This is a genomic window from Nocardia sp. NBC_01377 (genome assembly GCF_045040005.1).
Classification (GTDB): domain Bacteria; phylum Actinomycetota; class Actinomycetes; order Mycobacteriales; family Mycobacteriaceae; genus Nocardia; species Nocardia noduli.
Genome location: NZ_CP109566.1, coordinates 2696925 through 2722781 on the forward strand (window position 1 = coordinate 2696925; position 25857 = coordinate 2722781).

At 65.2% G+C, this 25857-nt stretch carries 27 protein-coding genes and 1 pseudogene; 13 read left to right on the forward strand and 15 right to left on the reverse strand.

All coding sequences use genetic code 11. The features are described 5' to 3' along the window. Position 1: 1 nt before the first annotated feature. Both OG225_RS12390 and OG225_RS12395 read right to left on the reverse strand, forming a co-directional pair. Positions 2 to 1003: an IS3 family transposase gene (locus OG225_RS12390; protein ID WP_405176985.1), complete on the reverse strand. Its 1002-nt coding sequence runs from the start codon at positions 1001 to 1003 to the stop codon at positions 2 to 4. After that, the gene (locus OG225_RS12395; RefSeq protein WP_405176967.1) at positions 1000 to 1413 is read right to left on the reverse strand and encodes a transposase; all 414 of its coding nucleotides are present in this window, start codon (positions 1411 to 1413) and stop codon (positions 1000 to 1002) included. Before OG225_RS12395 ends, OG225_RS12390 begins: the two co-directional genes overlap by 4 nt. Before the next feature lie 377 nt (positions 1414 to 1790). On the opposite strand from OG225_RS12395, the gene OG225_RS12400 reads away from it, so the two are divergent. The 3 genes from OG225_RS12400 to OG225_RS12410 all read left to right on the forward strand — a co-directional run bounded on the left by OG225_RS12400 (position 1791) and on the right by OG225_RS12410 (position 4669). Continuing rightward, positions 1791 to 1979: a helix-turn-helix transcriptional regulator gene (locus tag OG225_RS12400; protein ID WP_405181810.1), complete on the forward strand. Its 189-nt coding sequence runs from the start codon at positions 1791 to 1793 to the stop codon at positions 1977 to 1979. A 471-nt stretch (positions 1980 to 2450) separates the two neighbouring features. After that, positions 2451 to 2876 carry a hypothetical protein gene (locus tag OG225_RS12405; protein ID WP_405181811.1) on the forward strand — a complete coding sequence of 142 codons (426 nt, stop codon included), beginning with the start codon at positions 2451 to 2453 and terminating at the stop codon, positions 2874 to 2876. 14 nt (positions 2877 to 2890) lie between these two features. Continuing rightward, positions 2891 to 4669, forward strand: coding sequence for a M91 family zinc metallopeptidase (locus tag OG225_RS12410; RefSeq protein ID WP_405181812.1), 1779 nt, complete (start codon positions 2891 to 2893; stop codon positions 4667 to 4669). Between the two features lie 389 nt (positions 4670 to 5058). Here the strand turns inward: OG225_RS12410 and OG225_RS12415 are convergent, their stop codons facing one another. The 4 genes from OG225_RS12415 to OG225_RS12430 form a co-directional block, all read right to left on the reverse strand. Beyond that, positions 5059 to 6252 carry a recombinase family protein gene (locus tag OG225_RS12415; protein WP_405181813.1) on the reverse strand — a complete coding sequence of 398 codons (1194 nt, stop codon included), beginning with the start codon at positions 6250 to 6252 and terminating at the stop codon, positions 5059 to 5061. 39 nt (positions 6253 to 6291) lie between these two features. Next, positions 6292 to 7143 (reverse strand): IS21-like element helper ATPase IstB, encoded by an 852-nt coding sequence (gene istB / locus OG225_RS12420; protein WP_331758428.1) that lies wholly within the window; start codon positions 7141 to 7143, stop codon positions 6292 to 6294. Then, positions 7140 to 8489 (reverse strand): Mu transposase domain-containing protein, encoded by a 1350-nt coding sequence (locus tag OG225_RS12425; protein ID WP_331758426.1) that lies wholly within the window; start codon positions 8487 to 8489, stop codon positions 7140 to 7142. The genes istB and OG225_RS12425 overlap by 4 nt, the downstream gene beginning before the upstream one ends. 143 nt (positions 8490 to 8632) lie before the next feature. After that, a complete protein-coding gene (locus OG225_RS12430) occupies positions 8633 to 8770 on the reverse strand; it encodes a hypothetical protein (protein ID WP_405183246.1) in 138 nt (45 codons plus the stop codon). Between the two features lie 327 nt (positions 8771 to 9097). On the opposite strand from OG225_RS12430, the gene OG225_RS12435 reads away from it, so the two are divergent. Beyond that, the gene (locus tag OG225_RS12435; protein WP_405181814.1) at positions 9098 to 9385 is read left to right on the forward strand and encodes a hypothetical protein; all 288 of its coding nucleotides are present in this window, start codon (positions 9098 to 9100) and stop codon (positions 9383 to 9385) included. Positions 9386 to 9474: 89 nt separating this feature from the next. Here OG225_RS12435 and OG225_RS12440 read toward each other — a convergent pair whose 3' ends face one another. Then, on the reverse strand, positions 9475 to 10206 hold the full coding sequence (locus tag OG225_RS12440) for a TetR/AcrR family transcriptional regulator (RefSeq protein ID WP_405181815.1): 732 nt from the start codon (positions 10204 to 10206) through the stop codon (positions 9475 to 9477). 86 nt (positions 10207 to 10292) lie between these two features. Here OG225_RS12440 and OG225_RS12445 point away from each other — a divergent pair, with 86 nt between their 5' ends. Next, positions 10293 to 11390, forward strand: coding sequence for a hypothetical protein (locus tag OG225_RS12445; RefSeq protein WP_254189349.1), 1098 nt, complete (start codon positions 10293 to 10295; stop codon positions 11388 to 11390). A 99-nt stretch (positions 11391 to 11489) separates the two neighbouring features. Here the strand turns inward: OG225_RS12445 and OG225_RS12450 are convergent, their stop codons facing one another. Continuing rightward, positions 11490 to 12713, reverse strand: a complete 1224-nt coding sequence (locus OG225_RS12450) for an IS110 family transposase (protein WP_405176899.1) — start codon at positions 12711 to 12713, stop codon at positions 11490 to 11492. A 263-nt stretch (positions 12714 to 12976) separates the two neighbouring features. Here OG225_RS12450 and OG225_RS12455 point away from each other — a divergent pair, with 263 nt between their 5' ends. The 3 genes from OG225_RS12455 to OG225_RS12465 all read left to right on the forward strand — a co-directional run bounded on the left by OG225_RS12455 (position 12977) and on the right by OG225_RS12465 (position 15567). Further along, on the forward strand, positions 12977 to 14137 hold the full coding sequence (locus OG225_RS12455; protein ID WP_405181816.1) for a VOC family protein: 1161 nt from the start codon (positions 12977 to 12979) through the stop codon (positions 14135 to 14137). Further along, a complete protein-coding gene (locus OG225_RS12460) occupies positions 14134 to 14928 on the forward strand; it encodes an MBL fold metallo-hydrolase (protein WP_405181817.1) in 795 nt (264 codons plus the stop codon). Before OG225_RS12455 ends, OG225_RS12460 begins: the two co-directional genes overlap by 4 nt. Before the next feature lie 102 nt (positions 14929 to 15030). Then, positions 15031 to 15567: a VOC family protein gene (locus OG225_RS12465; RefSeq protein WP_405181818.1), complete on the forward strand. Its 537-nt coding sequence runs from the start codon at positions 15031 to 15033 to the stop codon at positions 15565 to 15567. 26 nt (positions 15568 to 15593) lie between these two features. On the opposite strand, the gene OG225_RS12470 is transcribed toward OG225_RS12465, so the two are convergent. Next, positions 15594 to 16808 carry an IS110 family transposase gene (locus tag OG225_RS12470; RefSeq protein ID WP_405179552.1) on the reverse strand — a complete coding sequence of 405 codons (1215 nt, stop codon included), beginning with the start codon at positions 16806 to 16808 and terminating at the stop codon, positions 15594 to 15596. A gap of 228 nt (positions 16809 to 17036) precedes the next feature. On the opposite strand from OG225_RS12470, the gene OG225_RS12475 reads away from it, so the two are divergent. Then, complete coding sequence (locus OG225_RS12475) at positions 17037 to 17546, forward strand: carboxymuconolactone decarboxylase family protein (RefSeq protein ID WP_405181819.1); 510 nt, start codon at positions 17037 to 17039, stop codon at positions 17544 to 17546. A 565-nt stretch (positions 17547 to 18111) separates the two neighbouring features. On the opposite strand, the gene OG225_RS12480 is transcribed toward OG225_RS12475, so the two are convergent. From OG225_RS12480 to OG225_RS12495, 4 genes and pseudogenes are all read right to left on the reverse strand, one after another. Further along, positions 18112 to 19911: an SDR family NAD(P)-dependent oxidoreductase gene (locus OG225_RS12480; RefSeq protein ID WP_405183247.1), complete on the reverse strand. Its 1800-nt coding sequence runs from the start codon at positions 19909 to 19911 to the stop codon at positions 18112 to 18114. A 317-nt stretch (positions 19912 to 20228) separates the two neighbouring features. Further along, positions 20229 to 20660, reverse strand: a pseudogene (locus OG225_RS12485) (CoA transferase); the annotation flags it as partial. Between the two features lie 297 nt (positions 20661 to 20957). Further along, positions 20958 to 21545, reverse strand: coding sequence for a hypothetical protein (locus tag OG225_RS12490; RefSeq protein WP_405181820.1), 588 nt, complete (start codon positions 21543 to 21545; stop codon positions 20958 to 20960). Continuing rightward, a complete protein-coding gene (locus OG225_RS12495) occupies positions 21542 to 21694 on the reverse strand; it encodes a hypothetical protein (protein ID WP_405181821.1) in 153 nt (50 codons plus the stop codon). The genes OG225_RS12490 and OG225_RS12495 overlap by 4 nt, the downstream gene beginning before the upstream one ends. Here OG225_RS12495 and OG225_RS12500 point away from each other — a divergent pair. The 4 genes from OG225_RS12500 to OG225_RS12515 all read left to right on the forward strand — a co-directional run bounded on the left by OG225_RS12500 (position 21675) and on the right by OG225_RS12515 (position 24545). After that, positions 21675 to 22385, forward strand: a complete 711-nt coding sequence (locus OG225_RS12500; protein WP_405181822.1) for a carboxymuconolactone decarboxylase family protein — start codon at positions 21675 to 21677, stop codon at positions 22383 to 22385. The two genes, OG225_RS12495 and OG225_RS12500, sit on opposite strands and share 20 nt — an antisense overlap. Before the next feature lie 51 nt (positions 22386 to 22436). Next, the gene (locus tag OG225_RS12505; RefSeq protein WP_405181823.1) at positions 22437 to 23081 is read left to right on the forward strand and encodes a MerR family transcriptional regulator; all 645 of its coding nucleotides are present in this window, start codon (positions 22437 to 22439) and stop codon (positions 23079 to 23081) included. Then, a complete protein-coding gene (locus OG225_RS12510) occupies positions 23078 to 24013 on the forward strand; it encodes an NAD-dependent epimerase/dehydratase family protein (protein ID WP_405181824.1) in 936 nt (311 codons plus the stop codon). The genes OG225_RS12505 and OG225_RS12510 overlap by 4 nt, the downstream gene beginning before the upstream one ends. An 88-nt stretch (positions 24014 to 24101) precedes the next feature. Further along, positions 24102 to 24545 (forward strand): transposase, encoded by a 444-nt coding sequence (locus OG225_RS12515; protein WP_405181825.1) that lies wholly within the window; start codon positions 24102 to 24104, stop codon positions 24543 to 24545. A 262-nt stretch (positions 24546 to 24807) separates the two neighbouring features. Here the strand turns inward: OG225_RS12515 and OG225_RS12520 are convergent, their stop codons facing one another. Continuing rightward, entirely contained in the window at positions 24808 to 25119 is a 312-nt protein-coding gene (locus tag OG225_RS12520; RefSeq protein ID WP_216917757.1) for a 2Fe-2S iron-sulfur cluster-binding protein, read from the reverse strand. A gap of 132 nt (positions 25120 to 25251) precedes the next feature. Then, positions 25252 to 25842: a TetR/AcrR family transcriptional regulator gene (locus tag OG225_RS12525; protein WP_405181826.1), complete on the reverse strand. Its 591-nt coding sequence runs from the start codon at positions 25840 to 25842 to the stop codon at positions 25252 to 25254. Positions 25843 to 25857 lie beyond the last annotated feature (15 nt).

Sequence of the window (25857 nt, forward strand, 5' to 3'; positions counted from 1 at the left end):
ATCAGTTGATTTGGGGTTCGGGTGCGGGTTCGTTGATGTAGAAGATGGCTGGCATTTTCGGTGGGGTGGGTCGGTGACCGAACCGGGCCGGGTTGGCGTGGTAGGCGGCGGTAAGGGTGATCTGACGGGCGTCGTCGATGGTGTCGGCGGTGCCGAAGTGGACTGATGCGGGGGTGTGCCAGCCGATGCCGGAGTGGCGGTGGATGTGGTTGTATTCGTTGAAGAATCCTTCCAGGAACAGGCGCGCGTCTTTCAGTGAGGCAAAGGATTTCGGGAAATCATGAAGGTATTTGAGGGTCTTGAATTGCGCCTCGCTGAAAGGGTTGTCGTTCGATGTCCGTGGCCGGGAATGAGATCGGGTGACACCGAGATCGGTGAGCAGTTCCGACACCAGCCCCGAGGTCATCGACGGGCCGCGGTCGGCGTGGACGGTGTGCGGGACATCACCGTTGCGGGCGATGGCCTCGTCGATGAATTCCTGTGCCAGTTCAGCGCTTTCGTGACGAGACACAATCCAGGACGGGGTGTAGCGGGAGTAGATGTCGATGAGTACATACAGGTGGAACCAGACACCCTTGGCAGGGCCGCGTAGCTTGGTGATATCCCAGGTCCACACCTGCGACGGGCCGTCGGCGAGGAGTTCGGGTTTCACCCTCGCCGCATGGGTGGCCTGTCGTCGCCGTTCCCGGTTCTGACCCGCGGCGGCGGCGATGCGATACATGCTCGACATCGAGCACCAATAGTTGCCTTCATCGAGTTCACGAGCCCAGATCTGGCATATCGCCAGGTCCGCGTAGGGCGGTGAGTTGATCACCGTGAGCACATGGGCGCGTTCGGCGGCGGTGAGTGCCTGACCGTTGTCTGGCACCGCCCGAGCGGGTTCGGGTCCTTGGATCGGTGGCCGCTGATGCCGGTAATGGGTGGCTCGTGACCACCCGATCAGCGTGCAGGCCCGGCGGATGGGCACCTCGACGGCCCGCAGGTCGTCGTAGGCGTCGGTCATGGCTTGGTCGGTCGCGGCGGTGTGCCCGTGCTCTCGGAGATGGATTCCAAAAGCACGTGAAGTTTTCCCATGATCTCGAGCGCGGCCTCCGTCTGCTTCAACTGCTTTGCCAGGCGGTCATTCTCACGCGTCAAACGTTCGTTCTCCCGGCGCGCGGCCGCATCGCCCGAGGGTCGAACGGCACGCTTGGTGGCACCGCCGGATTGCCTCGTGTCGCGGGCCTGGGTCCACTCGGCGATCTGGGATTGGTAGAGACCCTCGCGGCGCAAAACCGCGGACTTCTCCCCGTGTGGGGCGTCGCGGTACTCGTCGATGATCTTGTCGCGGAACTCCGCGGTGAAGGTCCGCCGCGTCGGCTTCGGCGCCGGATCGACTGGCCTACCAGCGGGTGCGGGCTTCGGGCTACTCACGGGATTGCTGCTCCAGTCATGCCCTCAAACAGTGAACTCGGGGACATCCGAGTGTCTCACCACAGCCTGACAGAGAGGGTTTCGCGTCGTCGATCTTGGATGCCTGCCCACTTTCCAGGCGCTGTAGCGAACCCGACCCCATTCCGACCGCCTTGGAAGCGATCAGAATGGATAGTCCGGTCTCGCTGCGCATTTCCCTGAGGATGCGCCCGAGTTGGCGGTGTGGGACACCCGCCGCGATCGGTTCCTCGGACGGGCCCGCTATCGACTTGGGTGGGCCGACGGTGTCCCGGTCCTCGATCGTCTCCCTGAACCTCGCCCGGGAATGCGGAGGGATCCGCACCCCCGCATTGCGCGCAGCGGTACAACCGTTGCCGATGACCAACCGCGAACGAGAGATCGCCACCCTCGCAGCCCGCGGCCTGTCCAACCGCGCCATCGCCGACCAGTTGGTGATCTCGGTCCGCACCGTCGAAGGCCACCTCTACCGACTCAACGCCAAAATGGGCGGAATCAACCGCACCGACCTCCACCTGTTCATCCTCGACCCCGACATAGCCACCTGAGCGGTGCCTCGATATGGGGGGCCATGCTCCTGGACGAGGCGATCGCAGCACCATCGCTTGGGTGGAAAACTCTGGGGTGAGCGGGCATCCGTACCCGACCGGACTATCCGGAATGCCCGCCGGGCCGACAGCATCGCCGTGGACCATCTCGACAGTGCACTTGACGGATTGTCCCCCGAGCTGCGGCGTGGATTCGGTGGCGGCGCCGGGATCGGCGATTCCCTGGAAACCTCTGGGACGCAGCGGCGGTCAGCAGGACCGGTCGGTCTCTACCTGCGACGACACTCCGCAACGCCCGTGCCCGTGCGTCCTGATACCTGGTGGGCGCGGCGCGGGCGTCGCTGGACCGTGCCGCGGCAGCGGGGATCGGGTGTGAACCTTGCCACACGACCCCGCTGTTCGCGGATGGGCTTGCGGCACGGGTGTTTTCGATACTCTCCCGATCTAAGGGGTTCGACAAGGGGTAATCGGATGGCTTCGCGTATCACGGTACTTCCAGAGGATTTGGTGACCCTCGCTGACCGGTGTGTCGACTTCGCCCTCGACCTGACCAGAGCGGTCGTCGATTCGGCGGGTGGTCTGACCGTCGCGGCGGGCGACGCGGGAAACACCGACGGTGGCCGCGACGCCGCGACCGCGCACGGACCTTGTGTCGAGGCCGCTCACGACGCGATCGAGTCGTTGGCGGCGGTGCTCGGCGCCGACGCCGAAGCGCTGATGCTGGCCGCGTTCGCCTTCTCCGACACCGACGAGGCGTCAGCGAGAACCTTTCTCGCGGGTATCTCACCGGGGACCGGCCCTCGGCCCGCGCCGACGCCGGGACCGCCGCCGATACCGTCACCGGGACCGCCGCCGACGCCGTCACCAGTGCCAGGACCGTCGCCCACACCTCGATGACATAGGGGATCGGAATGGCAGAGGGCAGGTGGAAGCTGTGGCACGACGCCGCATCGCTCGACGCCGCGGCCCGGGAGTGGGCGAGGCTCGCCAAACGGCTGCAGACGACCGCTGATCGGCTGCTCACCGAATCCAGGAATATCGTCGCCGAGTGGGAAGGTGAGTCCGCCGAGTCGTACCACGCACACCGCGGCCGCGTGGTGTCGGAGTTGGATGCCGCGTGCGACATCGCGGCGAAAGTGTCCTCGGCGGTAGAGCTCATCGCCGCATCCGTACGCCTCGCGCAGCGGCAACTCGACCAGTCGTGGGGCACTGTCTCGCATATCCCGCATTCGGACAGCCCGTCGGGGGTGATCAGGTTCGAGCCACGAAACGACGCCGAGGTCGAGTCGGTCGGCGCCGCTGTCACCCGCGCCACGGAGATCCGCACGGGCCTCGATGGCAGTCTGGGCGGCGACACACAGTATCTGGTCGAGGCCACCACGCAATGGCGGGCGATCAGCACGGCGTTCGCGTCGATCACCGAAGGGGGGAACGACCCGTTCACGCTGCCCGAGGACGCCGACAGCGTCGGGATCATCACGGTTGGCGACAAGACCTATGTCAACACCGGCGCGGGCGACGACGAGGTCACGATCAGCGACAATCTGTTCGGCGACGGACAACTGGTCACCGTCAACGGGGCGACCTATCTCGTACCCGAGGGCCAGGAGATCGTGATTCGGACCGGCGACGGCGCGGACACCGTCAGAGTTCCCGAGGGAACCACGGTGAACTTCACGGTTCTGGGCGGCCGGGGTATCGACTCGATCAAGACCGGCGCCGGAGCCGACCGTGTTCTCGGCGGAAGGGGAGACGACGAGATCGAAACCGGCGATGGCCGGGACTCGGTCCTGGCCGGGATCGGGCGCGATTACATCGACGGACAGGGCGGTGACGACCTGCTCAGCGGTGGCGCGGGCAACGACACCGTATACGGGCTCGGCGGTGACGATCGGATACTGGGCGGGTCGGGCCAGGACTACCTCGAGGGCGCGACCGGCAACGATACCGTCATCGCGGGCGCGGGCAATGACATCGTCTCCGGTGGTCGCGACAACGACGTGCTCTACGGCGGGGCCGGAAACGACACCTCCTATGCCGGGGCGGGCGCGGACTCGACCTACGGCGGCACCGGAGCCGACACCTCCTACGAAGAATCCGGCGACCGCTCGGACGGGGCCACCGAGCACACCGTGACGGTGCAGATCTCCGACGACGCCCGGTTCATCAGGGTCGAAGGATCGCCGGAGTTCGTGGCCAGGGTCGAGGCCGATCTGGACATGCTGCGGTCCTCGCCGAGCGGCAGGCAAATGCTGGCCGAGATGCAGAGCGCGCACGACAATTCGGGATTTCTCGGCGTCGACAGGGAAGGCCTCAGGATCTTCGAGTACCCGGCCAACGACAACAGCTTCGCGCACGACGGTAGGAATGGTGCCAATACGATCGACTACTCACCGCGTGTGGATTCCATTCACGACGGCCCACCCGCGGCGGTCCTCTACCACGAGATGGCCCACGTCTACGACTACATGACCGGCAACTTCGACGACACCACCTACACCGGAGAGGACCCGTCCGACAGCGAAAGCGAGATCAGGCAAGGAGAACGAGTTGCTGTCGGCCTGCCGGTCGATCACGATCACGATCCGAACACCCCGGAACTCATCGACCCCGACCACCGGATCGAGCTGACCGAGAACGGGTTGCGTGACGAGATGGGGGCGCCACCTCGCGAACACTACGCAAGGTGATCCGGCTGGCCGAATATCCGCTGGATAGGAGTCCGTCGCCGAGCAGGTGGTAGTTGTCGCCCGCGGTGACTCCTGACCGATCTGTCCGGGTCTCTCCAGAGGCAGTCACCTGAGGTCGCCGCTCTCGGATGACGGACTTCTCCGGCAGTACCGTCCGAAGTTCACCGATCTGTCCGGACGCCACCCCGAAATGTTCCTGCGGGGAGATCGCGACAGACTTCAGCACCATCGACGAGCACTTCAGCTCGCATCGAGAGCGAACGGTCAAGGCGCCGGTGCGCCACCGTGCCCATACGGAGACACCATTGCCGGGCATCTCTCGTCGGCGCCGGGCGCGCCCCGCGTTGAAGTGGGTGCGGCCGTGGGACTGTGGATTCATCGGCTTTGGCTCACTTCCGGTGGTCGCTCAGCGTGTTCTGACGGCAGGACGTGTCGGTGTGTGTGGTGAATGTATCTGTCGGAGTTGTCTTTTCAGGTTTGAGTCCGCTGGTTGTCGAGGATGTGGATGAGGAAGGTCGGATAGTGCTGGTGTCGGCGCGGACCGTAGACGGGTGCGACCTCAGTCCAACATCAGCAGCTTCTGTCGCCGGAGGGCGTGTGCGTAATGGCCGAGTCCCCCTCCGGACGCACACGTTAACCACCGATCCCTGAACGCTGACGGTAGCCCGTTTGCGTTCAGGGTTGTACCGGATTTCCACTTGTAATGCCTGGTAGAGAGCAGTTTGATCGGCCGGACTTCCTGCCGATAGCACTTCCGAAATATCTCCCAGGCCATCGATCATGCGTTCCAGTTCGCTGATCTCGATCGGTTGTAGCGTCGTGATGGTGTCGAGTTCGGCCCGAGCGATCGTCCGATCCATCTGCGCGCTGTTGATGGCATCGACGAGTGCGGCGGGTTCGATACCTGCCTCGATGGCTGCCTGGTGCCTGCGCAGTTTGGTTTCAGCGTCAGCAAGCCGTTGCTTGGCGGCCCGTCGCTGCTGTTCGTGGTCGACGGTTTCCTGTGCGTCGATCAGCTGGGCGATGGTGACGGCACGATGTTCCGGATCGAAGAGAGTGCCGATCCACTGGTTCAGAGGGCCGAGCAGTGCTGTCTGGCGCAGGTTGACCGTGATCGGGTGCGTATCAAGCACCGGACTTCCCGGAACCAAGGTGCGGACACGGCACCGGTAGTAGATCTGGCTGGCCCTGGCGGTCGCTTCCATCTTCCTGTTGCACAGCTCGCACCGGATACATCCTCGTAGCGGGTACCACCGATTACTGGATGTCGTTGCCCTGGTGCGTTCCAACCGGGCTTGTCCCTGGTGACCACCAGCGGCTTTCCGGCGGCGCGTCAGGTATGCCTGGGTGAAGGTCTCGACCGACACGATCGCCGGATGCGCAGGTCGCCGTGAACGCACGATCCGGTCTTGATTTGCTCTCTTGAACCGCACCACATGACCGGCGGCAACATCGTCGGGATCGAGTAGTTCCTCGTGCTTGCTCCACCGCCCGAACACGGCATAGCCGGTGTAGCGGGGATTCTCCAGGATCGCCCGCACCGTCGATGCCTGCCAGTGACGGCGCTCGCCGAAATTCCCCACCTGTGCTCGCCGAAATTCCTCGCCCGTGAGCGGTGTCGATTATAGGGGTTGGCGGTTGCCGGTGGTGGCTCGGCGGAGGTGGTCGGCGGTGGCTTGGTGGTCGCGGAGTCGGTAGGAGTCGCCGTCGAGGTTGATGACCATGGACCGGTGTAGGAGTCGGTCGAGTAGGGCGGCGGCGACGGTGTTGTCGCCGAGGATTTCGCCCCAGGAGCCGACGCCGCGGTTGGTGGTGATCGCGATCGAGGTTTTCAAATATCGTTGCGAGACAACCTGAAACAACGCGGAGGCGGCTTCGGCGGGGAGGGGTAGGTAGCCGAGTTCGTCGATGACGAGCAGGGCGGGGCCGGCGTAGAAGCGCATGGTGGTGGCCCAGCGGCCCTCGATCGCTGCGCGGTGGCAGCGGGCGGCGAGGTCGGCGGCGGTGGTGAAGTAGGTGCGGTAGCCGGCGTGCGCGGCCGCGCGGGCGAGGCCGGTCGCCAGGTGTGTTTTTCCGGTGCCGGGGGTGCCGATGAGTAGAACGTTGGTGGCGGTTTCGAGGTAGCGGCAGGTGTCGAGTTCGTCGAGTAGTGGTCGGTCGATGCCGGAGGCGGCGTCGACGTCGAAATTGGATAGCGAGGCCGGGGTGGGTAGGTTCGCGAACCGCAGCCGTCCGGCCAGGCGCCGGGCTTCGGTGTCATCGACCTCGATCCGTAACAGCTTCTCCAGTGTCGCTGTGGCCGAAAGGTTCTGTGTGGTGGCGTCGTCCAGGACCGAGGGCAGTGCTTCGGCGGCGGCATGCAGCTTCAGAGTGGCCAGATGTGATCGCAGTTGTTGGTAGCGGGTCGCGGTCTCGTCGGCGCCGACGGCTTTGGTGGTGCGGCGGGCTGTCTTCTTCGGCGCGGGGGCGCTCATTTGCGGCTCCTGGCGGTGGCGGCGCGCTCGTAGGCGGCCAGATCGGTGAGGGTGGCATCGGCGGCAGCCGTCGCGGCGTTCGAGGGGTCGGCGGTGGCTCGTAACGCCGCGGCGGCGGCTCTGGCAGTGGCGCCGGGTGGGATGCGTTGCTTGCGGCGGTGGGGTCGGCTGGTGTTGGCCGCGGCCATCGCGGTGGCGTCGAGTGCGACGACGTGGCCGTGGTCGCGGACCGTGGCGCCCAGGCCGTCGGCGGCGCGTTGATGGCGGGCGATCACGATGCCGCCGGTGGTGGCGATGTCGATGTGGTTGCCGCGCAGCGGTTGTGCGACGACAACGGTCGCCGACGCCAGTTCCGGTGGCACCGAGTAGCGGTTGCCGCGCCAGGAGATCATCGCCTGCCGCGAGGCGACCCGAGGTTCGGCGAGGATCGCCGGATAGGGTTCGGCGGGTAACGGTCGCAACGGTTCCCTGGCGGCGACGGTCGCGACGCTGGCGCGTCCGTCGGCGGTCGGCCGAAGCCGGGTGTCACCGCGCAGCGAACAGAACTTGTCCAGCCCTGTTTGGGCTTGCTCGACGGTTGTTTCGTCGGCGAGTGTGCGCCACCAGCGTTGCGCGGCAGTGTGATTAGCTTTCTCGACCACGCCTTTGCGGTTCCCGCTCCGGGGCGGGCAGATCACCGGAACCACGGCGTAATATTTCGCGACCGCGGCGAACGATGCGGTGAGCTGACCGCTGGAGGGATGGCAGACCGTGGACATGCGGTCGAACCGCCACGACCCTGTCACCCCGCCCAGACCGCGAGCGACGCGGTCGAGCCCTTCGATCAGGTGTGGCTGGTCGGTCGATGGTGCGAGATAGCCGCGCCAGCGGCCCGAGTGGGCCAGTGACCCGACCAGCAGGTGCGCGTTGGCGCCCCACCCCCAGGAGGCGGGCGGATTCGGCAGATCGACCCAGTCCCATTGGGTTTCACCACCCGGTGGATGCGGGATGACCGCGTTGGGGCGTTCGGTCGCGGTCCGACAGGCCTGGCAGACCGGCCGCAGTTCGCGGGCGCGGATGTTGCGTGTCAGCGACTGATACGACAACGGGAAACCGAGGGGCTCGAGCTCGTCCATCAACGTCTGCGCCCACAAGTGCGGGTCCTCGGTCAGGCGGGCGCTCACGTAGTCGAGGAACGGTTCGAACGGGTCCGGTAGATGCCGTTTCCGTATCCCTGGGGTGCGTTCCCCGGCCAGATAAGCTCGAATCGTCTTACGGTCACGACCGGTATGGCGGGCGATCTGGGAGATCGTCCAGCCTCGGGCGCGTAGGGCACTGATTTCCACATCTTCCTCACGTGTCAACATGGAAAAGCGGGCCTCCTCCGATCGAAAGCGCTGGTCAGGTGTGGTAACCATCAGCATTGGAGGAGGCCCGCCCTTCACGGCGGAGCCACACGGACAAATGGGGAATTTCGGTGAGCCTCAGCGGGGAAATTCAGTGAGCGCCGTCACCAGCCGTCGCCGGAACGGTGAGAGTTCTGGCCGGGATGATGCGCCGAGGGACATGGGATGCCATCGCGGTTCAATCCGGCCGCAATCGCGCGGGCTCCCCGATCTTGCAGGTACACACGGAAGATCCGTCGCACGACCTCTGCCGCGGGCTCGTCGAGGATCAAGATACGCAGTTTCAATCCTGCTGATGCCCGGCTGGGATTGGGATGGGGTGGTCCATCCCCGTGATGTACCCGTATGGGGCTCTACCGCCTTGGTAACGGCCTTCGTTGAGCACCTGGGCGTCCATGCCTGCCCGGGTGCGCTTCTGCACATGTTGACGCTCGGACTCGCTCATCCCGCCGAGCATGCTCATCAGCATGTTATGGGAAGGGTTGAAGGCGCCGTATCGTCCGCCGAGTTCGGGAACCCAGATCTCGACACCATAGGTCCTGAATAGCGGTGCCACCAAACTGAATTGGTTGCCGAACCAGCAGCGAATGCTGCGGATGGCGGACCTGGACTGGGGTGAGCAGCTTGTCCAGGTGATCCGCAAGGGAACGCAAACGAGCCAATGGCTTCCGGCCAGCGCGGAGGCGTTCGTCTGGCTGCGGCTCTATCTCGCCGAGCTCGATGCACCGTTGGACCCGAGACAGCAGCTGTGGCGGACACTGCGGCGCCGCGACTGCGGCGCGGGTCCCCAGCACCAGCCGATTAAGACATTCGGGTCAGCGCAGGCGGCGTCACCGCACCCGGCTCCGCCGAGCTGAGTTCGAGGCTGCCTCAATGCCAACGCCCTCGACACGACCCAAACCTACAGCGCTGTCTGCAACGACGACACCCTGCGGCACTGGCCTTCTCATCGACCGGCTGGCCCGGGTGCTTCATTGTCAGCGAGTCGTGCGGTGAACAGGCCGACGAGTAGGTCGATGGTGAAGTCGAACTCGCGGTCACGGTCGAAGCGGGCGAGGTAAGGGGCGGCCATGGCGACCTGTGGCAGCCCCGATAACTCGAGCATGCTCTGCCTCCTAGCAATCTCGGCGGGTTCAGCAGTCCCGAAGGTGGGTCCGGCTGAGACCTCGCGCAGCAGGGTGCCTATGAGCGTGGCCAGCAGGGTGCGCATCAGGTGTACCGCCACTTCAGGGCCGCAGCCTGTGCGTCGCAGCACCGACAGAGCTCCTTCAACCGGTGACAACCCAGCGGTCGAGGAGAGCTGCCGGGTCAACACCAGTGTCGCGGCCTGGGGATGGGCAAGGGTGATCCTGCGGAACTCGTGCGCCCAGGCACGGAGGTCGTCTTCCAGTGAGTCGGTTTCCGCCGGGGGGATCAGCTGCTCGAGCAGGTACTCCGCAACCGCGTCGAGAAGGTCGTCCTTGTCCTGCACGTAGTGGTAGAGACTCTTGGCATCGACGCTGAGTGACCTGCTGACTGTTCGCATGCTCAGCGCGTCTATGCCTTCGGCATCGATCACCGCCAGCGCCGCCGCGCGGACCGCGGCGCGGGAGAGCTGTTTCTGAGCTTTCGGCGGCCGACCACGGCGGGCCGGAGCGGGGCGGTTCAAGGCTGCTGACGGCGCGGCTGCTGGGTTCACGGATTCCACCCTTGCATATTTCCACATCGTGGGTTTTACTTGTCAGTAATCCCACGCTGTGGAATTACTGACTCGAGGTGAAACCGATGCAAATGCCCTGGCAACAAGGTGACGTGCTGGGCCTGGCGAGCATCGGCTCACCGGTCGACACCCTCGGCGACCAGTCTCTGATCGACGGCGGGCCGGGAGCGCGCCTGGCCACCATCCGCACGCAGGCCGGCGAGTTCCGCAAGGAGTTCATCGAAACGGGCACACCCGACAGCGTCGTCACCTGTGACCTGGTGACGCTGCCATATCCGACGCGGTTCGGGCTGTTTCGTGCGTCGCGGGCGATCGCGCCGTTCCTGGCGATCACCAACCGGATGCTGGTGATCCGCTGGCGTGAAAGCGATGGCACCCCGCGGGTGCTGCTGTTCGAACCCAGCGACGTCGAGCTCGGCCGCTACACCCCGTATTTCGACAAGCTCGCCGGGCGCACGCCCGCGGTGGTGTCGAACCTGATGGTCACCGAACATGGAACCGTGCAAGGTCACCTGGCGCGATTGGGGATCACTCCCGCCGAGGTCGACTACCTGATGTTCGATCACCTGCACACTCAGGATCTGCGTCGCTGGGTCGGCACCACCACCCACCAGGCCGATCTCGGTGAACGTCCGCGGGCGGTGTTTCCCCGGGCCAAGGTCATCGTGCAGCGCGACGAACTCGCCGCGATGGCCGAGCTGCACCCGACGCAGCGACCGTGGTACCAGCCCGACGCCTACCGTGACGTGCCTCCCGATGCGTTCCTGCCGATCAACGGGTCGGTTGTGCTAGGTCCCGGTGTCGCGGTGGTCAAGACCCCCGGCCACGTCTTCGGTAACCAGAGCCTGGTGCTCAACACCTCCACCGGCGTGTGGGTCAGCAGCGAAAACGTCATCGCCACCGAATGCCTGACCCCTGAACACTCGCGGATGCCCGGGCTGGCCCGCTGGGCCAAGGAGTGGGGCCAAGAACTCGTGCTCAACGCCAACACGATCGAAACCACCGTCGACCAGTACAACTCGATCGTGCTGGAGAAGACGCTGGCCGACCGAAGCCAAAAGGACTCCCGCTTCCTACAGTTCTTCCCCTCGAGCGAGCTGACCACGGCCTGGACCAACCCCGGCACCTCACCGACCTTCACCCACGGCGCCATCGCCCACTGAAGACCCGAGTCGGCCGAGTCGGTAGCCCACAGGCCGCCCGCCGCGCGAGCCGGACGACATTTCCCAATGCTGTGAAAGACATCCCAGGAGGGTTGAATGTCAAGCAGCAGCCTTCTGAGCCGACAGCGGCCAGGCTGTGGCCTCGTTGTAGGGGGTTCCGGTTTTGAGGCAGCCGTGCAGGATTCCCACGAGTCGGTTGGCGAGTTGACGCAGGGCGGGGTAGTGGTTGACGCCGCGGGCTCGCTGCTTGTCGTAGTAGGCGCGGGCGTCCGGGGAACGCATCATCGCGGTCTGGGCCTGGGCGGTGAGGGCGTCGATCAGGCGGTCGTTGTGCACGAACCGCGCCAGGGCGACTTTCTTCTTGCCCGACGCGCGGGTGATCGGGGAGGTGCCCGCGTAGTTCTTGCGGGCCTTGGCGCTGGCGTAGCGGGTCGGGTCGTCACCGAATTCTGCGAGCACCCGGGCGCCGAGGATTGTCCCCAGTCCCGGCTGGGACAGGATGATCTCAGCGGCCGGGTGCTGCCCAAAATGGGCATCGACCTGCTCGGCGAGGGTCTTGATCTGGGTGTTCAGCACGCCCGGGACAGCCAGCAGCGAATGAACAGAGGCGGCATAGGCTTGTGTGACGATCTCGGGTTGTCCGAGGTGATCGGCGCGCAGCGCGGCCTGGATGATCGGGGCCTTGTCGGCGATGTTCTTGCGGCGTGCTCGTTTCATCGCGGCACTGATCTGGGCGATCGTCAGCCGGGCGGCCCGGGCCGGGGTGGGTGCTTTGCCCAGCAGTTCCAGGGTGTCGGCGGCGTCGAGGTCGTCGAACGCATCCAGCGCTGCGGGGAAGTAGTCGCGCAGGGTGTGTCGCAGCCGCTGGGTGTGGCGGGTTCGTTCCCAGATCATGCTCTTGTGGGTTCGGGCCACGACTTCGACCGCCTCGGCGCGGTCGGAGTCACCGGCGACCGGGCGCAGCTCGTGGGCGTGGGTGCGGACCATGTCCGCCAGCACGTGCGCGTCGGCGGCGTCGCTTTTCGCCCTCGACACCCCGAGCCGGTCACGAAACCTCGCCGCTTGCAACGGATTCACCGCCAGCACCGCGTATCCGGCGGCGACCAAGGCACTCACCCACGGGCCGCGATCGGTCTCGATCCCGATCAGCACCTCGACCTCATCGGCATCCTCGCCTACCAGGTCGCCGATGATCGCGTGCAGCTTCGCCATCCCGGCCACGCCCTCGGGCAGCCGGGCCTTGGCCAGGCGGCGGCCCGAATTGTCCATCACCTCCACATCGTGATGCGCCTCGGCCCAGTCATCACCAACGAACAACCTCAACGATTCTCCCGTACTCGATATCGATCACCACCTCTTCGGCAGCCCGCAGGAGAACTATCAGCGACCTAATCAAGCAATGCTCACGCCGCCGAAGCGGCAGGCACGACATCCCAGCAGCGATCAACTCTCCCGACCCACCGGCAGGGGCACTGTCTTTCATCAGGACTCGATGTCCAGGAACCACGAGTGCTCACCTACCAGCCGGCTACCACCAAGGAGTTTGCCGGACGGCTTACTCCCAGAACTGATTAGGAACCCCGCACATGCGTGCACTCATCGGCGGCGCCGGCAAGACTTGGCAGCTGCGCGACATCGACTCCCTGAGCCATCTCGGAGCGATCCGCATCCAGGTCATGGCCGCCGGAATAAACCACGCCGACCTGTATGCCCTCGACGGCAGCTATACCGCCAAGTCCCAGCAGTCCGGGGAATTCACCGCCGGGATGGAGGTCGCCGGCATCGTGGAGACTTCGAGCCCGCTGGCTCCGCACCTGCGTGCCGGGACGCGCGTTATGGGCATCACCGTCGCCGCGTTCGCCGACTACGCTCTGTGTGATCCGCGGTTGCTCGTGCCCATTCCGGACGGTCTGAGCTTCGAGGAGGCAGCAACGTTGCCCGTCGGGTTGACCACCGAACACGACGCGCTGGTGACACGGGCGGGTTTCACCGTCGGCAACAGCGTGCTGATCGTCGGCGGCACCGGCGTGGACATCACCCTCGACCACGTGGGCGGCGACCTGTTCGCCGCCCTGCCCGCCGCCACCGCCATCGGCGGAACGATCGTCAGCATCGGCCGCCTCGCCGCCACCCATCCCGGGTCGGCGCCCGCCCCGGCGCAACGGGCCAATATGTTCGGCACGATCCGCCAGATCGGCTATGTCGTGCGCGATATCGAAGCTTCCATGCGCGGCTTTGTCGACAGTGGAATCGGGCCCTGGTTCTACCTCAAGGGCCTGCAGTCGGGGAGCTTCACCTACCGTGGCGAACCGTCGGGAATGGTCATGGATGTCGCGGTCGCCAACAGCGGCGACATCCAGATCGAGCTCATCAGCCCGGTCAACGACGAACCCTCGATGGACAAGGACTTCCTCGACGCCGACCATGAGGGCATGCAGCACTTCGCCTGCTGGAACGAGAACTACCAGGACCTCTACGACCGTGCCCTGGCTGCCGGGTTCACTGTCGGGCAGAAAGGCGAGATCGGCGGCGCTACAGGCGGATTCGCCTACCTCGAGACCGAACACCACCCCGGCACCGTCGTCGAGATCTCCGACTTCGGCGGCACCAAGAAATTCGTGTTCGACTTCATCGAACTCGCCGCCGCCAACTGGGACGGCACCAACCCCATCCAGGTGATCGACCCCGCTCTGCTCAGCGGCGACCCGGCCGTCATGGACGAGATGAAAGCGGCACTGGGCGGATGAGAGTCCATCACCTCAACTGCGGCACCATGCACCCGCACTTCACCCCCGCAGGGCTGGTCTGCCACGTACTGCTGGTAGAAACCCCCGGAGGGTTGGTCCTCGTGGATTCCGGGCTGGGGCTGCACGACTCGCTCTCTCCTGCCGAGCGGTTCGGACCGGGCCGCCACTATGTCCGGCCCGTCTTCGACCCTTCCGAAGCCGCGATCATGCAGATCCGGCGCCTCGGATTCGACCCGCACGATGTGCGCCATATCGTGCTGACCCATTTCGATGCCGATCACGCCGGGGGGTTGGCCGACTTCCCCTGGGCTCAGGTGCATCTCACCAGCGCGGAGTCCTTCGCCGCGCAGCATCCCCGCACCTTCATGGAGCGGGAGCGCTACGTCGCAGCCCAACGCTCGCACAACCCAACCCTGGTCGAACACACCCCGGTCGCCGGTGAATCCTGGCGCGGTTTCGCCGGCGCCGAAGAACTCACCGATATCGCCTCGGGCATCGTGTTGATCAATCTGCCCGGCCACAGTCGCGGCCACGCCGCCGTGGCGGTCGACGCCGGCGATCGCTGGCTGCTGCACGTGGGTGACTCCTTCTATCACCACGGCCAGCTCGACGGCAGCAATTCGGCCCCGCGTGCGATCACCGCGATGGAACGAGTCACCGCCTACGACTGGAAACAGGTCAAGGCCAACCATCGACGGCTCACCGAGCTGTGGAATACCGCCGAGCCGGACCTGCTGCTGGTCAACGCCCACGACTCCCACCTGCTCGACCGCGCACTCGGCCGCACCTAGCCGGCCCGACGGACCAACCCAGCCACGCCCGACAGCGCAGTCCCGCAGAGCAGACCGCGCCAGGATGGCGCGCCCGAAACACGCACAGAAAGTACCGATTCCATGAGCCGGATCTTCGGCAGCATCGCCCAAATGGGCTACGTCGTCCGCGATATCAACGCTGAAATGCGGCGGTGGATCGCCCACGGCGTCGGCCCGTGGTTCTACGTCCACGACGTCGAAACCGACTACTTCACCCACCGCGGCACACCGTCGCCGATGAAAATGAGTGTCGCCCTCGCCAATTCCGGCGACGTGCAGATCGAACTGATCCAGCCCCGCAACGACGCGCCGTCGCTGTACCGGGAATTCCTGGACTCCGGTCGCGAAGGCCTGCAGCACATCGCCTACTGGAGCGAAGACTTCCAAGGTCTCTACGACAAGGCCCTGGAATCGGGCTACGTAGTCGGCCACGAAGGCTCGATCGGGGGCGAGCAGGGCCGTTTCGCCTACCTCGACACCGAGAAGACCTTCGGCCACATCATCGAGATCTCCGACATCAGTGGGCCAAAGGGCCTGTTCTTCCGCTACATCCGCGAGGTCGCCGCCACCTGGGACGGCAGCGAACCCATCCGCGGCGACATCGACAAACTGCAGTGAGTACCGAAGGACTCTCAATGACCGTGTCAAGCCGCAGCGGCCACCGGAGCCGGGTTGCCGACGCTGAATTCACGACCGTCACGCAGCAACGCCCACAACACATCGACCAGCCGCCGGGCCAGAGCTAGAAGGGCCTGGGTATGTATCTGCCGTTCACCGCGTTTTCGGTCGTAGAACCGCCGCGACGGCCCGTTCTCGTAGCGCAAGCTCGACAGGGCGGCCATGTAGAAGACACGCCGCATGCGCCGGTTGTAGCGCTTCGGACGGTGCAGGTTGCCCGAAACTCGACCGGAATCGCGCGGGACCGGGACCAAACCGGCGTAGGACGCCAAACGTCCGGCGCTGGCGAAATTGGCCAGGTCACCACCGGTGCCAACGAGGAACTCAGCACCCAAACCCGGTCCCATCCCGGGCAGCGACTCGATGATGTGCGCCCACGGGTGTTCCCGGAAACGTGCGGTGATGAGCTTGTCGGTGTCCTTGATCTCGCGATCGAGGTCCAGCAGCTTTCGGGCGATACGTTTGACCAGCATCGCGGTATCGGCCTCGCCCGGCAGGGCCAGGCTTTGGCGCCCGGCGGCATCGACCGCAGCGGCCGCGGCCTTGACGATGCCGGGCTTCCATGCCCCGTTGTCGGTCAAATATGTTGTGACACCGTCGATTCCGGCGGCGCAAATCTCCGCAGGCGTGCACATTCCGGCGACCAGTATCAACGGGGTCCGGTTCGAGAAATCGAACGCTGCCTCCAACGTCGGGAAGATCGACCCGAGCAGAGCCCGCAATCGGTTGATCCCGGCGACCCAGTCGCTCATGAGGTCGGTGCGGTAGCTGGTCAGCTGGGTCAACCCGACCACCAGCTCGTCGGGCATCGTGACCTGCCCCAGATCGCGGCGCATGCGGGCGGTCTCGGCGATCACCTTCGCGTCCTTGGCGTCGGTTTTCCCTTCGCCGCGGAATCCGTGGGCCATCGTATTGACCACCCGGCCCGGCACATACGTCACCGCTTGATCAGCGGCCAACAAGACCGTGATCAGCAGCAACGCCATCGGACTGGTCAGATCGATCGCCCACCGCACCTGTTGCGCGGCCTGGCCGGCGCGGGCGATCAACGTCTCGATCGAGGCTTGGTCGTTGCCGAATTTCTGGCTGAACACCGTCTTGCCGGTCTCGTCGACCGCGCACGCGTGATGCGCTTGCTTGCCGACGTCGATCCCGACCCACATCTGAGGGCGAGTAGTCACCCGCGTGCTCCTGACTCGAAAACGGTTACGCCCGTGGACAACCCCGCCGACAGATCCCTAAACAGCGACGACCCGCAACAAGCTCTCAATCAGCGGTCGGAGTGTCCAGCGCGGTGGGGCAGCCAGTCCTTTGAAGCCAAACCAACGGCAAGCAACCATCAGCTACACCCCACCGCTCTGGGCATCCAGGGCACCAACCCCAGACACCTACAAACTTAGGGACCGACCATGACTACGATCGCCTACCCCGACCCCGCCACGCTGCCCGAACAACTGCAGCAGGCACTGGCCACACACACCGCCAACATCTACCGCATGGTCGCCCACTCCCACGGCATGGGCGTGAGCTTTCTGAGCATGGCCGATGCCATGCTGCAAACCAACTCGGTGCCCTTCGCGCTACGCGAACTGGCGATCCTGCGCGTGGGCCACGTCTATGAAGCCGCCTACGAACTGCACCATCACGAACGATTCGCCCGCGCGATCGGACTCAGCGAAGAAGCGATCGCCGCGTCCGCGACAGGATCGGGTGAGGGCATCAGCGCCGACGAGGCCGCCGTATTGCGCTGGACCGACGAGCTGCTCAACGACCACACCCTCGGCGAAACGACCCGCACCGAAGCCCTGGAACTGTTCACCGTCACCGAGCTCGCCGACTTCGTGCTCACCGTCGGCTTCTACCAACTGGTCTGCAACTTCCTCAACGCTTTCGACATCACCACTGACGGCGAAGCATGACCGCGCAGTGGCCACTACTACGGTCCTGATTGCCGGCACCTCATCGGGAATAGGCCGGGGCCACAGCCCAACACCTGGCCCGGACACCCGAGCTGACGGCCTACCTGTGGCAAGCGTGTAGGGGCTTTCGGTCGGTGCGGCTGCCATCGCGGTGGTGACGATGTCGATGAACCCCGTGCGGCTGCGGCTCCCCACGACTTGCCGCCAGCCCCGACGCCATCGCCCGCGCAATCACCGGAGCCGTCACCACCGCAAGACCACGAGCACCAATCAGCGTCGGCCTTGTCGCGATGGTCTTGATCCAGGGGCGACGCCCACGCATGTCGGGCAGCTGGGCGTTCGGTGCCCTTCTGCGCCATCAGCACCGGCCCACTCCCACTCGAGATCGGCGCACTTCTCAGGATTTGTGCATGCGAATAGGCCACCTCGAGGCGGGGCTATCGTCACATACGATTCGCACCCGTCATAGACCGGATTTTCGGGCTGCATCTCTGACGGATCGCTCGTCTATCACTCGGACGGCGACCGGGAGCGGCCGGGTCCCCGGCTCCCGGTCGCCGAATGATCAGACCTCGGGCGAGAACAATCCATCCGGCACGGCCCGGTCGAGTTCGTCCAGCGTCCAGAGGCTGCGCAGGTCGTTGTCTTTGAGGATGACCGGACCGTCCGTCACGTCGGTCCAGCGTGTGACTTCCGATCCCTTGACCGCGAATACCTGTCCGGTGACATCGGCGGCAGCATCCGTGCACAGCCAGGTGAGCATCGGTGCGATGAGGTCCGCCGGGGGCAGGTAGAACTGTCCGAACTGGTCCTCCGGCACGCCCTGTGCGCGGAGAGCCTCGTCCATTTGATCTTTGTAGAGGTCGAACGTGCGGGTGCCTGCTGCGGGGGCATAGCAATTGAAGGTCAGTCCGGTGCCTCTGTACTGATGCGCGAGGTCGTGACACAGACCGATCCCGCCGTTCATCGCGATAGCGCCCAGCGGGTTGGCCTGAGTTCCACGCGCGATCTCCGACGTGGCGAACAACATTCGTCCCCAACCGCGCTCGACCATCCCCGGGACAGCCGCACGAGCCAGCCAGAACTTCTGCCCGATATACAGGTTGAGCAGCTTCTGCCACGACTCGTCGTCCGCCTGAAGCCCGGCCATCGCACCGGCGACAAGGGCACCGGCGTTGGCCACGACGATATCGCAGGCACCGAAGTTGTCGACGGCTACCTGGACGGCGTTGGCGGCTCCCTCGGGCTCGGCGATCGAATCGTAGCTCGGTACGGCGACTCCTCCCGCCTCGACGATCGCGGCGACGGTGCCGTCAGCGGCCTCGGAGCTGCGCCCCTCGCCGCCGACGCTCGTGCCCAGATCGTTCACGACCACGTTCGCCCCTTCGGCGGCGAGTCGGATGGCGAGTTCCTTTCCGATGCCGTTGCCGCTACCGGTCACCAGCGCAGTCCGGCCTTTCAGTCGATCACTCATGGGTGTTTCCTCTCGGTTCGGGGTCGGCGTAGGCCGGCCCGTGGGTTGTGACTCGGGGTGTCGTGAGGCTGCGCACCGGGACGGTAAGGTCACTGGTCCGTCTCCGAGCAGTGTTCTGGCGTCCTCGGTGACCTCGAGGGGATGTACGCGAGGGCTGCGCCGCGGTAATCGCGTTCCCACCCCTGCGGGAAGTCCCGGCCGGAGTCCGGGACTGGTCACGATCGCGCTCTTGCAGGCCTCGAGTTCGATGTGCTCGAAACCGACGCGTCGAAGAACCGGGTGTACGACACTGCTGACCTCGGGATGCACGTACAGCGCAACGACCTTCTTGTCCGCGCTCCGGTATTCGCGATCGTCACCGACAGGGTGACCGTGCCGTCGCGGCTGATCTCGGTGCGGTCGAGCTCCGGGTCGCCGTAGCCGAAGTCCGTGTAACCCAGGCCGAAGCCCAACGGGTAGCGGCGAGTTGTCGTCGAACACGTAGCCCGGACGCGCCGCGGGTTTGCGGTTGTAGAAGATCCCAAGCTGCCCGGCGTTGCGCGCGATCGTGACAGGCAGCCGCCCGGACGGATTGACGTCGCCGAACAGGATGCCCATGATCGCATTACCGGTCTCCTGCCCTTCGTACCAGCTCTCGAGGATCTCAGAGACCGACTCCGCCAGATCGAGCACCGGCGCGAGCGCCACCGAGAAACCCGCTACGCGAAGCTCCTTCCGAATGACGCCGAAAACCCGGCCGATCAAATCCCAATTCCGACTGTTGCCCAGCCCGATCGACTGTGGGAACGTCATCGCGCCAGCCAGCGAGGGGCCGTGGGAACCTTCGCAGTCGAACAGCACCGGGATGCCGAGAGGAGCATACTCGATCACCCAAGATTGAATCGCGTTCATCGTCGCGACCTCACCCGCGACGGTCGGGTGCCGGAATAGGAAGAACGAGCTGATGCCGTCCGGGATAGCAGAGCGCGCCGCGGTCTGGTCGATCTCGCCCTGCTCGTCCACGATACCGAAAGTCGGCCGAGCGTCCTTGGTCGATATCGGAAACAACGTGGTCTTCACCCCAGGTTGAGACTCGCTCCTCGGCCAGGCGCAGACCGCGGGGCCGCCGGTGAGGGTGATAGACGGGACCGCAGGATCGGGCCGCCGATCGGATGTGCCAGCCACTCCGAGAGCGTCGACCCGACAGTGGCCGGAGTTCAACAAGACGGGAAGCTCGGTGAGTCGTAGCCGCCCTTGTCCGCCTCGGGTCCACGGGCCCCCAGAGCAGTTCCCCGGACATAGATGATATCGGGATTGACCGCCCGAATATCCTCGACATCGATCCCGAGTTTCCGACGCGCGTCGGACAAGAAATTGGTCACGAAGACATCACACGCCCGCACGATGTCGTAAAGAATCTCGAGAGCTTCCGGCTTCTCCAACGCCAAACCGATACCACGTTTACTGCGGTTGGGATGCTCCATGATCGGCGCGAACCCACCGTCGGCCTCCATACCACCGAGATTTCGGAGACCACGCTGGGCATCACCACGCACCGCGTGTTCCACCTCGATCACATCAGCTCCCCAATCGGCGAGCACCGCGCCCGACACAGGCACATACGTGAACTGGGCAACCTCGACCACCCGCACCCCGCTCATCGGCCTAGACGGCATCCGCGAACTCCCTACTGACAACGGCACGATCATGATCAGGTTGAGTTCTGAATCACTTTCACCGTAACTTCATTCGATTGATCACACAAGACAGGCAATGGAATGAACACATATTCACAGTCGGTCCGCAGGCGATCGACCTCATGTGGCGCGGTGTCACCCGAGCCGGCCGACGCCCGGCACCACCTTGTCGCGCTACTGTCGAGAACTCTCGACAGATCGGGCGAGTTTCTGCGCGTCGGAGTGCCAACTGTCGGGACCTCCGGCCGTGGGGACCCACCATCACAAGCGGCAGACCGGCGAATGTGTCGACAACGACCAGTTCGACTTCGCGGTCATGATGACCCGCTCGCGGCCGAAGATGTTCCAGGCCAAGGTAAGTCGGCTGAAACTGCCGAGTCGGTAGAACGCGGTGAAGCCGCCGAGCAGGAATGCGTGCGCGGCCAGATAGGGACGCACCGCGTCGTCGGCCCAGCCCGGCACCGCCGCGCGGAACTCGCGGGAGTCCGCGCCGATGAGCCCGGCCCACTGCTGCTCGGTCCACGACCAGAAAACGCGGCCGGTCTGCGCGCAGTGCAGCAACACCACCGCGGTGGCGTCGAGCGTCGCCCTGCGCCGGTGCGATGTCACCGGCACCCGCAGCGCGGCAGCAGCATCGTCGAGCGGGCGCACCAACCGTCGGACCTGCCGCCATCCCCGCGCGGTGGGATCATGGCGAGCCAGCCGACGCAGATTGTCGAGCCCGAGTTCGGTGATCGCTTCCTTCTCCCGGGCCCGTAGCGCCGCTGTCGTGTCGTATCGGTCTGCATAGATCGGTGACTGCCGACGTCGATGGCTGCCCGGTTCCTCGGTAGTCGCGGTGACGGTCACCGGGGCACCACCACATGATCGGCGCCGGTCAGGGCCGCGACGCGTGAGGCGTGGATGTGCTGCATGCCGCGGGCGAGTTTGTCGGCGAGATCCCGGCCCGACAGGTGGATGTAGCGCAGCGTCGAGTCCGTGTGCCGATGTCCGGCCAACGCCGCGATCGCATGCACCTCCCATGAGCGAGTCCCGAATCTCTATGCCGCCCTGGCGAACAGCCCCGCCGCACTGCGCGGCTACCTCGATCTGCGCGACGCGCTGACGGCGGGCGTGCTCGGCGCGCGGCTGCGTGAACAGCTGGCCCTGCTGATCGCCGCCGAGAACGGTTGCGACTACTGCGTCGCCGCGCACACCATGCGCGCCGGTCGCATGGGGTTCGGCGAGCGTGAGATCGCCGATACCCGCGACGCCCGCTCCGATGAGCCGCACTCCGACGCGGTCCTGCGGTTGGCGCGCGACATCCTGCGGACCCGAGGCCGGATCGATGACGCCGCACTCGCCGCCGCTCGCGCCGGGGGCGTCTCCGACGCCGAGATCGGCGATATCACCGGCCATATCGCCCTGAACGTGCTGTCGAACTACTTCAACCACATCGCCGGGCCGGAACTGGATTTCCCGGCCGCGACCTCGACGGAAGGATCGAAGATGAACCAGGCATGGCGCGATGCCGCCCGCGTCGAACTGGCCGAGGGCTACACGCTGCTCGATCGCGAGGGACAGCCCGCGCGCACGGTGCAGGACGCGCGGATCTCGATCGAGGGTGGCTTCCTGCACATCCGGGTCGCCGACGACGCGGATATCCAGATCGTCTCGGCTCCGGGCGTCGCGCTGGTGACCTACCGGTAGTGAGCATGCGGCATGCGGCATACGGCTATTGGATAGTGATACTATCCAATAGTGCGAGTATCCGAATTGGCGAGGCAGGCAGGAGTCCCGCTCTCTGCGGTGAAGTACTACCAACGGGAAAGGTTGGTACCAGAGGGGGAGCGATCGGCCCCCAATCAGGCCGAATACAGCGATGCTCATGTCCAACGGGTCCGCCTGATCCGTGCACTGTTGGAGACCGGCGGTTTGTCGATCGCGGCGACAAAGGCCGTGATCGAGACGTTGGATGCGGGGGACTCTTCTCTTGCGGAGACGTTCGCGGTCGCGCAGCACGCGATGAGCACTCCACGTACCAGTGAGTCCACTCCCAGCGCTGAATCACGAGACCGCGTAACGCAGATCGCCCATTCGCAGGGCTGGGCCATCAGCGCCGACAACCCTGGAATCAATGCCGCGGCACGCGCTCTCGACGGGCTCCGCGCGATCGGGTTCGACGCTCCCGACACCTATCTCACCGCCTACGCGACCGCCGCATCGGCCGCGGCCGCGGCGGACCTGCGTGCGCTGACCACGCGGCAAACGCCGGACCGGATTGCTGAACTCATGGTCGTGGGTTCGGTTCTCGGCGATCCGCTCTTCGCCGGTCTTCGCCGCCTCGCTCAGCAAGACGCCACGCACGATCTGTTTCCCGCCGACACGAAACGAGACCGAACATGACCACCAGGCCAACCCACGTCGTCCTCGGAGGCAACGGGGTCATCGGACGAGAAACGCTGCGCGCCCTGCTGAATCGCGGTGAGAATGCCGCCTCGGTAGGACGCCGCCCCTCCACCGTCGAGGGAGCTCGGTCGATCACCGCGGACCTCCTTGTCGCCGAGGATGTTTCGCGTGCGGTCGCTGGAGCGCACACCGCCTACCTGACCGCCGGGCTACCGTACTCCGCCCGCATCTGGGCGGAGCAGTGGCCGGTCATCGTGGCCAATGCGATCGAAGCCGCGTTGACACACGACATCCACCTCGTCTATTTCGACAACGTGTACGCCTACGGTCGGGTAGAGGGCTCGATGACCGAGCAGACACCCATAAACCCCGCCGGTAAGAAAGGTCGCGTTCGCGCCGACGCGTTGCGGGCCCTGGCCACCGCTGCCGCCGAGCGCGGACTCGTCTACACGGTGGGCCGAAGCGCGGACTTCTACGGTCCCGGCGCGACGACCAGCGTGTTCAACACCTTCGCCCTCGACAAGATCGCGGTAGGCAAAGACGGAACCTGGCTCTACGACGCGGACAAGCCTCACTCTCTCACCTTTACGCCCGACATCGGAAACGCTTTGACAATCCTCGGCGCCGATCCGGCCGCGCGGGGCAGCATCTGGCACTTGCCCACGGCCGCGCCACTGACCGGCCGTCAATACATCGAACTCGCCGCCGGGTCCGACGCCCGTGTCAAGGTCATGTCCTGCACGACGATGCGGATCGGGGCGTTGTTCAATTCCGGTGCGCGGGAGACACTCGAGATGGGCTACCAGTACACCGCGCCCTATGTGTTCGACTCCAACGCTTTCGAAACGACCTTCTCGGCGGTGGCGACTCTCGCCGCTGAGGGGATCGCCGTGGCCCTCGCCTTCGCGAGGAACCGGATCCCGACCTGACCCCCGTCGGTTCGGTCCGGGTGACTGGCCCCTGAGGGAGGAGACCACTCTTATGAGAGTTGAGGCAAACCGACCGTCAGGAGAGGTCATGGTGCCGAAATCGTATCCGCAGTCTGTGCGCAGGCAGGTGTGTGCGAGACTGCATTCTGGGGAGCCTGTTGCCGAGATTACTTCTGAGACAGGAATTTCCGCGGCCACACTGGTCAAGTGGAAGGCTCAGAAGCTAGTCGATGCGGGAGTCCGCGAAGGCTTGCTGAGCGCTGAGGCCGACGAATTGGCCTCTGAGCATCGACGGATTGTCCAACTGGAGGCCGAGTTGAAGCTCACCCGGGATGCGTGTGAATTGTTCGACGAGCAGGCGGTGGTCTCCCCGAAGGAAATATGCGATCGTCGAGTGGCTGATCGCGAGCTTGCTTGCCTTGCAGTTTCGGCGTCGCGCGCAGCAGATGTCGAACGGGCGGACGCGAAATCGCCGACTTCGCCGAACTCGACGTCAGGGCTCGTACGGTGCGTACGAGCCCCGGATTGGTAGTACGGCTGGAGGATTGGCGGCCCAGCGTGCAGAGATGCCGCTCTCCCGACACGTCGACCTCGCCCGCGCCGACGAGTCACCACCGGTCGTGCCCGTTCCCGCCGCCTCGCGGACGACGCTGCGCGAACTGGGCGTCATCGTTTCTCTCGGCCGAGTTCGAGCGGCTGCCGCGACGATTTGCGGCCGCTGGTGCGGAATCGCGACGTCGATGTCCAATCCCGGTCGCAGAGGTCTGCGCCGCGGACCGGGATTGATCGGCGGATCACTCGTACTCGACCGTGACCGCCGGGGTCTGCGGGAGCGACTGGCAGGTGAGTATGTAGCCTTCGGCCACATCGTCGTCGCTCAGCACCTCGTTTGTGCGCATCTCGACGCGTCCTTCGCTGAGACGTGCCATGCAGGTGCCGCAGATGCCCGACTCGCAGGAGTACGGGGGATTCAATCCGGCACGCCGGGCGGCCTCGAGTACGGTCTCCTCGGAGCCGACCTGGACGAGGGATTCCGCGCCATCCAGCAGAATCGTCGCAGCGGACTGGATTGCGGTGTCTTGCTGAGGTACTGGCGATCCGGTCATCGGCACACTCCTGAATGATCGTGTAGAACGTCGACACCCCTTCGGTGTCGCGTGGTACGCGCCGACGAGCCCTGAGTGCTCGATCGATCGCAACAAGCCTTTTCGATCTCCTTCAACTTCCTGGCGCGGATGCTAGCGCAGCGCCGGACCTACCCAGCGGTGCAGGTATGCGCGTAGCTCGGCACTCGACCGCGGGGGATCGATCGGCGCGACAACCATCGACTGGATCATTCGAAGGAGGAATTCGAGGAGTTCATCGACGGTCCGATCGTCGTAGCCGAGGTCCGCCCACTTGATATGGGTGCTGTGCAGCACGGTGCGTCCCCGTGCGATCCACACGGGTTTGAGCATCGTTCGGCTGAACATGTTGGAACGGTCGTTGGCGAGCAGCAGGGTCAGTTGGGGTTCGTGTGGCAGTCGCTCGATGATGTATGCCACCACTTCGACCAGTTGATCCGCGACATCCAGATCCGCGGTCATGGCCTCGATCTGCGTGTTGAAACTCTCCAGCGCGATTTCGGCGACAGTGGTGAACAGCTCCTCGGTGCTGGCGAAGTATCGGTAGATGGTCCGGCGGGTGATGCCGAGGGTCTCGGCGATATCGGCCACGGTTGTGTCCCCGGCCCCGCGTCGATCGATGACGCGCAGCGTGGCGTCGACGATGCGTTTGCGCGCCTCGTCATCATCTCGCGGCGGTGAGCCCGCCCACCCTTTACGGCCCATGCAGTCTTGACTCCT